The sequence below is a fragment of the Tahibacter caeni genome (genome assembly GCF_024609805.1).
Taxonomy (GTDB): domain Bacteria; phylum Pseudomonadota; class Gammaproteobacteria; order Xanthomonadales; family Rhodanobacteraceae; genus Tahibacter; species Tahibacter caeni.
Map to the genome: position 1 here is coordinate 26,249 of NZ_JANFVR010000017.1, position 7,353 is coordinate 33,601.

The window sequence follows — 7,353 nt, forward strand, 5'->3', positions numbered from 1 at the left end:
TTGCCGCGCGAGGCGGCGCAGACCTAGAAAGCTCGGGCCGCACGAGGCGTCGCGGGCCCTGAAAGCTCGGGCCGCACGAGGCGGCCCGATCGCATCACTCACTTGTCGTCGCCGTCTTTCTTCGGTGCCGGCTCGGCGTTCTCGAAGCGCACCTTCGCGTCGCTCGCGGTCGGGATCGGCTTGAGGCCGGCGGAGATGCCCGGCTCGTTCCAGGCGAAGCGCAGATTGCTCTTGTATACCTTTACCGGCTGCAGCGCCTTGGCGTCGGACAGCACGCCGTGGCTGTCGTAGAGCTCGCGCTGGCTGTTGGCGACGAAGTAGAAATCGTCGCCGGCGACCGCGCCGTTGCCGAGCACGCTGAATTCGGGCTTGGCTGCGTCCAGCGGCATGGCCGTGACGACGTTGCGGCCGTCCTTGTCGAGCTTCAGGCGCATCACGCGCTGCGGCACCATGTTGTCCTGCACGAGGACCAGGCTGCCGTCGTACCAGAACAACGACGACACGCCTCCGACGACGAGGCTGTCGGGCGAATGGCCGACGCTGAACGGCCTGCTCGTGGACAGGTCCAGGCCGAACAGGCCCAGCGCCGGATCGGCGAAGTACAGGTTGCGGCCGTCGGCGCTGACGGCCAGTCCGCTGATGCCGGTCAGCATCGCGTTGCTCGTCACGAGCACGAGCTTGTCGCCGTCGAGCTTGTAGATCTCGCGCCGCGCCGGATCGGCGACGTAGACGCGGCCGTCGCCCGCTACCGCGACGAAGCCGAACAGATGGCCGGTGTTGTCCTCGATCGAATACTTGCCGAGCAGCTTGCCGCTCGACAGGCTGTACTTGAGCAGATACGAACGGTCGACCATGTCGGCCGTGTACGACTTGTAGACCGGCGCGCCGTAGCTCGCGACCCAGAGCACGTCGTTGGCCGCGTCGGCCTTGAGATCGAGCGCGCTGTAGAGGCCCGAGGCCGGATCCGGCTTGATGAACTCGGACAGCTTGCCGTCCTTCTCGACGCGATGGATGGACCCGTCGCGCGCGCTGCCGACGAGCAGCTGCTTGCGCTTGGCGTCCCAGGCCAGGGCTTCGAGCAGGGTGTCGCCGGCCGGCAGCTGCAGCGCGACGCGGCCTTCGCCGAACGGCCGCGCGTTCGCGTCGAGATTGGCGACGGCGTATTCCCAGACCTTGGTGCCGCGGACCTTCTCGAAGCGCGGGTCGTTGCCGACCGAATACGCGAAGCCGAGGTTCTGCATCTTCAGCAGGGTGTCGTAGGTATTGCTCTTGTCGCCCTGGCCCGCATAGACCGCAGCGAGCTGCAGACGCAGCGCACCGGAATTCGGATAGAGCTCGACGAGGCGCTGCATGGACCAGATGAAACGCTGCAGGTCGCGGCCGTTGTAGAACTGGGCCAGACGCGACAGCGCTTCGCGGTTGGTCGTGGACTTGATCTGCTGCTCGGTAAGGTTCTCCGCGGCGCGCATGCGCTCGTCGGCCGAACCGGCCGCGGCGGCCTTGGGCACGGCCGGTGCCGCTTTCGCGGCAGGCTCGGCGGCATGGGCCGCCGCGAGCCCGCAGAGACTCAGCAAGGCGTAGGCAAGGGCTTGAATTTTCATGCGGAAAGTCCGGAGTATCGAAAGGAGGCCGGCGACAGACCGCACGCGGCCGGCATAGGTTCCGGCGCAGGGCCGGCGGAGAACAGGGAACGATGGACGAAACCGAAGTTCTTTTCAACGGACGCTGGCTGCGCCTGTGCCGCCGCGGCCGCTGGGAATACGCCGAGCGCACGAATCCGGGCGGCGCCGTCATCGTCATCGCGGTGACTCCCGAGGACCGCGTGCTGTTCGTCGAGCAATGGCGCGAAGCGATCCGCGCGCGCGCGATCGAGATGCCGGCCGGCCTGATCGGCGACGAGCCCGGCAACGGCGACGAGCACCTGCTCGAGGCCGCGCGCCGCGAATTGCTCGAAGAAACCGGCTACGCCTGCGGCCGGCTCGACTACTACATCAGCGGACCCAGCTCCTCGGGCATGAGCACCGAGTCCATCGCGTTCGTGCGCGCGTGGGACCTGCGCCGCGAACACGCCGGCGGCGGCGTCGCCGGCGAAGACATCCGGGTCCACGAAATTCCGCGCGCCGAAGCCGCCCGATGGCTCTGCGCGCGCGCCGCCGAAGGCTATTCGATCGATCCGAAGGTATTCGCAGGGCTGTATTTCCTCGATCACGGATCGGCGCTGTTCGGCTGCGCGCGCTGAGCTGCGCCCGTAACGGACGCGGCGAGGTTCAGCCGTCCCGGGGCGGACATCCGTTCCCGGGAGCGTTCGCGGCCGGCCGCCCTCGACGCCGTCGGAGAGCTGGCAGTTTCCTGGCTATCGCGGCGTTCCACCAAAGGCGCAACCTCGAAGACGCCGCTCGCACCGCAGTGATCGCAGTGATCGCAGTGATCGCAGTGGAACTCTAAGCACGCGCTACAAGAAATACCGCACGAGCACAAGCGCAAAAAAGCCGGGAAGAATCCGGGAAATCGGTCAGCCGCCAGCGATCCACACCGACGTCGCGTCGATCTGCAGTTCCTGCTGTTGCGGCTTGCTGCCCTCGCCGGCCAGGTGTTCGATTTCCTTCGCGTCGAGCTGCTTGACCTTGAGCATGCCGTAGACGACGGCCTGGTTGCGCGCGTCCTTCGGCACGCTGAAGCTGTGGCCGCTCATGAACACGCGCGCGTAGGCGCCGCCGTCCTCGAGCACCATCCAGCAGCCCTTGTTCTGGCAGACCTCGGTGATGCGGCCCTTGAAGGCCTGCGGCGCGGCGGTATGCGCGTCCGGCGCGCGCGCGACATCGGCGATCGCCAGCGCCTCGGCCTTGGGCATCGGCGCGCCGTAATAGGCACCGCCGTTGCCGGTCGCGATCGGCGTGGGGCCGGCCGGCGTCGCCTCGTGGCCGGGCAGGGTCGCGTGCGCGCCATGCCCCTCGTGAGCGCCCTCGTGCGCCTGCGCCGCCGCGGCCAGCGCCGCGACGAGTCCTGCAATCATCCACTTGTTCATGTGTTCCCTCCTATGAATCAGGCGGCGAGGCCGACGAGTTCGCCGAGTTCGTTGGCCGTCGCGAAGCGGCCTTTGTCGTCGCGGACGACTTCGGCCAGCGCGCACTGCGTGTCGTGCGTGAAGAACAGGCGCACGCCGCGCGCGAGCTTGTCGTCGAGGAAGCGCTGCTTTTCGTCGATCAGCAACTCGGGATAGCGGTCGTAGCCCATGGTCACCGGCAGATGCACCCAGGGCCGGCCAGGAATCAGGTCGGCGCAGAACACGACGCCGCCGTCGCCGCCGATCTCGGCGAGCATCAGGCCCGGCGTATGCCCCGAGCTGTAGCTGAAGCGTACCGACGGCCCCAGGGTCGGCGAATGCTCGCCGTCGACGATCTCCAGCCGTCCGGACGCCTGCAGCAGCGGCTGCAGCTCGGCGATGAACGAGGCGCGGTCGCGCGGGTGCGGATGCAGCGCGCGCTCCCAGCATTCGCGGCTGACGAGGTATTTCGCGTTCGGGAACAGCAGGCGCGGCGGCTGGCCCGGCTCGTGGGCCGCGAGCAGGCCGCCGGCGTGGTCGAAATGCAGGTGCGACAGCACGACCGCGTCGATGTCGGCGTCCCTGAAGCCGGCGCGCGCGAGCGACGCGAGCAGCACGTGTTCGTGCTCGACGACGCCGAAGCGTTCCTTGAGCCTTGGTTCGAAGAACGCGCCGATGCCGGTTTCGAACAGCACGCGCTTGCCGTCGAGATCGTCGACGAGCAGGCAGCGGCAGGCCAGCGGAATGCGGTTGTCGGTATCGGGAACTATCCACTTTTCCCACATCGCGCGCGGCACGTTGCCGAACATGGCACCGCCGTCGAGCTTCTGCGAATTGCCGATCAGGGACCAGAGTTTCATCGTCGTGCCGCCTACCTGACCAGCGCCGTGCCGGATACGCCGCGCGAGTCGCTGCCACCGCGCAGCTCGCCGGTCTTGCGGTTCCAGTCGACGGCGTTCATGAAGCCCCAGGGCTGCTCGCCTTCGCTGAGCACGTGGCCCATGGCCTGCAGCGCCTTGCGCTCGGCTGGTGTGAACGCGTCCTTCTCGGTCGAGATCACGTCGGGCAGGTACTGGTGATGGAAGCGCTTGTTGTCGACGAGCTGCTGCGGCGCGTCGCCGTCGAACCAGGCCAGTATGCCTTCGAGCACCATCGTGATGATGCGGCTGCCGCCCGGCGTGCCGATGACGAGGGTACGCTCGGGGCCGATCACGAAGGTCGGCGTCATCGACGACAGCGGCCGATGGCCGGGCCTGGGCGCGTTCGCGTCGGCGCCGACGAGGCCGTAGGCATTCGGCGCGCCGGCTTTCAGCGCGAAGTCGTCCATCTCGTTGTTGAGCACGAAGCCCGTGCCCGGCACGACGACGGCGGCGCCGAACGGCAGGTTCACGGTCTGCGTGACCGCGGCGAGATTGCCGTCGGCGTCGATGATGGAGAAATGCGTGGTGTCGGTGCCCTGCACCGGCGCCATGTAGCCCGGCAGGCTGTCGCTCGGCGTGGCCTTCTTCGGATGGATCGACGCGCGCAGTCCCGCCGCGTAGAGCGGGCTCGTGAGCTCGGCGACGGGCATCTTCACGAAGTCCGGATCGCCGAGGTATTCGGCGCGGTCGCGGTACGCCCGGCGCATGGCCTCGACGACGAGGTGCGTGCGTTCGACTCGGTCGAGCCTGGTCAGGTCGTAGCCCTGCAGGATGTTCAGCATCTCCGCGAGCGCGATGCCGCCGGAGGACGGCGGCGGCGCGGTGACGACCTTATGGCCGCGGTACTGGAACACGATGGGCTCGCGCTCGCGCACCGCGTAGGCGGCGAGATCCTCGCGGCTCCAGTTGCCGCCGGCCTTCTTCACGCCGGCCACGAGCTTCTCGGCGAACTCGCCTTCGTAAAAACCCTTGTGGCCGCGTTCGGCGATGAGCTCGAGCGTGCGCGCGAGATCGGGATTCTTGAGCACCCAGCCGGCCCCGGGCACCTCGCCGCCGGGCAGGAACAGCGCCGACGCACCCGCGTCGCGCGCGATGACGTCCTTGCGCTGGCCGATGCGCATCAGGCTGCGCGCGTCCGGCGCGAAGCCGTCCCGCGCCAGGCGTATCGCCGGCGCCAGCGACTGCTTCAGCGGCAGCCGGCCGTAGTGCTGCGCGACCCAGACCAGCGCCGCGGGCTCGCCCGGAATGCCGGCGGCCAGGCCGCCGTTGACCGACTTGTCGCGATCGAGCTCGCCGTTCGCATCGAGATAGGCCTTCGCGTCGGTCGCCGCCGGCGCGGTCTCGCGCGCGTCGACGAGCACCTGCTTGCCGTCCTTCGCGCGATGCACGAGGAAGAACGCGCCGCCGCCGATGCCCGAGCTCTGCGGCTCGACGACGCTGAGCGCCGCGCTGACCGCGACGGCCGCGTCGAACGCGTTGCCGCCGGCGGCGAGCACGTCGAAGCCGGCTTCGGTCGCGAGCTTGTGCGCGCTCGCAATGGCGGCCTTGCCGGGCGCGGCGGCCGCGAAGGAACACGGCAGCAGGGCCGCGACGAACAGCAGTGCACGCAATCGGATCACGCCGTCTTCTCCGCCTGGGTCAATCGTGCGTATTTGGCGAGCAGTTCCTCACGGCTTTCCGTGTGCTCGGAATCCACGAATATGCACTCGACCGGGCAGACTTCAATGCACTGCGGCACGTCGTAGTGGCCGACGCATTCGGTGCAGCGCGCCGGCGCGATCTCGTAGATTTCCGGCCCCATCGAGATCGCCTGGTTCGGGCAGACCGGCTCGCAGACGTCGCAGTTGACGCAGAGTTCGGTGATTTTCAGGGCCATGGAAGCAGGCGGCCAGCGGCCGCCGGCGCAACCCGGCGGCCGCTGGCCGTGGGCATCACTTCATTTCGACGAAGCGGTAGGTCGCGCCCGACGGAGCGATCACGTCCTGCACACGCTGCTGGTCCGCGGTCGCGCCGACGAACAGCACGATGACGTCCTTGAACGCGCCGGCCTTGGCGTCCTTGAACGAATCGACGATGAGGTCGCCGGTCAGCTTCGAATCCGGACCGCCGAACGCGAGCATGTTGCCCGGCAGCACGGTGCGCGCGACGATGGTCTGCACGTTCTGCAGCTGGTTGATGCGCTCGTCCTGCGCGGCCTGGTCTTCGCCGCCCGGCACGAAGTACATGTACGGACGGTTCGACGTGACGCCGGCCATGTTGCGCTTGACCACGTCGACGAGGTACGCCTTCCAGGCGTTGCGGTCGGTGGCGTTGGTCGGCATCTTCACTTCGACGGCGACCGGCGCCGGAGCGGCTTCTTCCTTCTTGTCGCAGGCGGTCAGCACCAGGGTGGAAACGAGCCCGAGAAGGGCGGCTTGCATGAACTTGCGCATGGGATCACCTGCGTGGGATGAGAGAAGAACCAACTACGGTCAATTGCCGCGCCAGCGCTGGCGCAGCGCCTGCTGCACGGCCGGGTGCACGAACCCGGAAACGTCGCCGCCGAGCCGCGCGATCTCGCGCACCAGCGACGAGGAAATGAAGCTGTACTGCTCCGCCGGCGTCAGGAACAAGGTCTCGGCCTGCGGAATGAGGTGCCGGTTCATGCTCGCGAGCTGGAATTCGTATTCGAAGTCCGACACGGCGCGCAGGCCGCGCAGGATGACGCCGGCGCCGATCTCGCGCACGAAATCGGCCAGCAGCACCGAGAAGCCGCGCACTTCGACGTTGGGCAGCCCGGCCAGGGCCAGGCGCGCGAGCGCGATGCGCTCGTCGAGGCTGAAGCTCGGCCCCTTGCTCGCACTGTCGGCGACGCCGACGACGATGCGCTCGAACAGCGGCGCGGCGCGGCTGATCAGGTCGATGTGGCCGTTGGTGATCGGATCGAAGGTGCCGGGATAAACCGCAACGCGGGCCATCGCAGAGATACCGTCAGGGCTGGGAACGAAACCGCCCAAGCTTAAGCCAAGCCCGCGCCGCGGCGATAGAGCGCGGCCTGGACCTCGCCGGCGCGCGTCTGCTTGTGCGCAATCCAGTTCGGCGGCAGCGCCGGCGCGGCCTCGCGCGGCGCCTCCAGGTAGATCAGGCTCTGCGCGCCGAGCAGGCCGCGGGCTTCGAGCTGCGCGGCCGCCGCGCTCCAGAGGCCGGCGCCGAACGGCGGATCGAGGAAGACGATGTCGAACGGTCCGCTCAGGCCGGCCAGTGCGGTCAATGCGTCGTCGGCGACGACGCGCGCGCGGCCGTCCTGCCTGAGCCGCGCAAGGTTCGCGCGCAGCGCCGCGGCCAGGGCCGGATCGCGCTCGCAGAACACGGCCTCGCGCGCGCCGCGCGACAGCGCTTCCAGGCCCAGCG

The 7,353-nt window shown here is 68.6% G+C and carries 9 protein-coding genes; 1 reads left to right on the top strand and 8 read right to left on the bottom strand.

Translation table 11 applies throughout. From position 1 onward, the window contains the following. Positions 1 to 98: 98 nt before the first annotated feature. Entirely contained in the window at positions 99 to 1,601 is a 1,503-nt protein-coding gene (locus NON22_RS03035; protein WP_257385429.1) for an SMP-30/gluconolactonase/LRE family protein, read from the bottom strand. A gap of 92 nt (positions 1,602 to 1,693) precedes the next feature. Between NON22_RS03035 and NON22_RS03040 the strand changes: the two genes are divergently transcribed. After that, the gene (locus NON22_RS03040; RefSeq protein WP_257385430.1) at positions 1,694 to 2,239 is read left to right on the top strand and encodes an NUDIX hydrolase; all 546 of its coding nucleotides are present in this window, start codon (positions 1,694 to 1,696) and stop codon (positions 2,237 to 2,239) included. Positions 2,240 to 2,512: 273 nt separating this feature from the next. Here the strand turns inward: NON22_RS03040 and NON22_RS03045 are convergent, their stop codons facing one another. The 7 genes from NON22_RS03045 to NON22_RS03075 all read right to left on the bottom strand — a co-directional run. After that, the gene (locus tag NON22_RS03045; RefSeq protein ID WP_257385431.1) at positions 2,513 to 3,025 is read right to left on the bottom strand and encodes a DUF4920 domain-containing protein; all 513 of its coding nucleotides are present in this window, start codon (positions 3,023 to 3,025) and stop codon (positions 2,513 to 2,515) included. Between the two features lie 17 nt (positions 3,026 to 3,042). Continuing rightward, a complete protein-coding gene (locus NON22_RS03050) occupies positions 3,043 to 3,903 on the bottom strand; it encodes an MBL fold metallo-hydrolase (protein WP_257385432.1) in 861 nt (286 codons plus the stop codon). 11 nt (positions 3,904 to 3,914) lie between these two features. After that, complete coding sequence (ggt, locus tag NON22_RS03055) at positions 3,915 to 5,582, bottom strand: gamma-glutamyltransferase (protein WP_257385433.1); 1,668 nt, start codon at positions 5,580 to 5,582, stop codon at positions 3,915 to 3,917. Beyond that, on the bottom strand, positions 5,579 to 5,839 hold the full coding sequence (locus NON22_RS03060; RefSeq protein WP_257385434.1) for a YfhL family 4Fe-4S dicluster ferredoxin: 261 nt from the start codon (positions 5,837 to 5,839) through the stop codon (positions 5,579 to 5,581). The genes ggt and NON22_RS03060 overlap by 4 nt, the downstream gene beginning before the upstream one ends. Before the next feature lie 55 nt (positions 5,840 to 5,894). Then, positions 5,895 to 6,395, bottom strand: a complete 501-nt coding sequence (locus NON22_RS03065; RefSeq protein WP_257385435.1) for a hypothetical protein — start codon at positions 6,393 to 6,395, stop codon at positions 5,895 to 5,897. Between the two features lie 39 nt (positions 6,396 to 6,434). Next, positions 6,435 to 6,920 (bottom strand): pantetheine-phosphate adenylyltransferase, encoded by a 486-nt coding sequence (gene coaD, locus NON22_RS03070; protein WP_306673607.1) that lies wholly within the window; start codon positions 6,918 to 6,920, stop codon positions 6,435 to 6,437. 41 nt (positions 6,921 to 6,961) lie between these two features. Then, positions 6,962 to 7,353 (bottom strand): RsmD family RNA methyltransferase (locus NON22_RS03075; protein ID WP_257385436.1); only part of this gene is annotated, 392 nt, incomplete at its 5' end.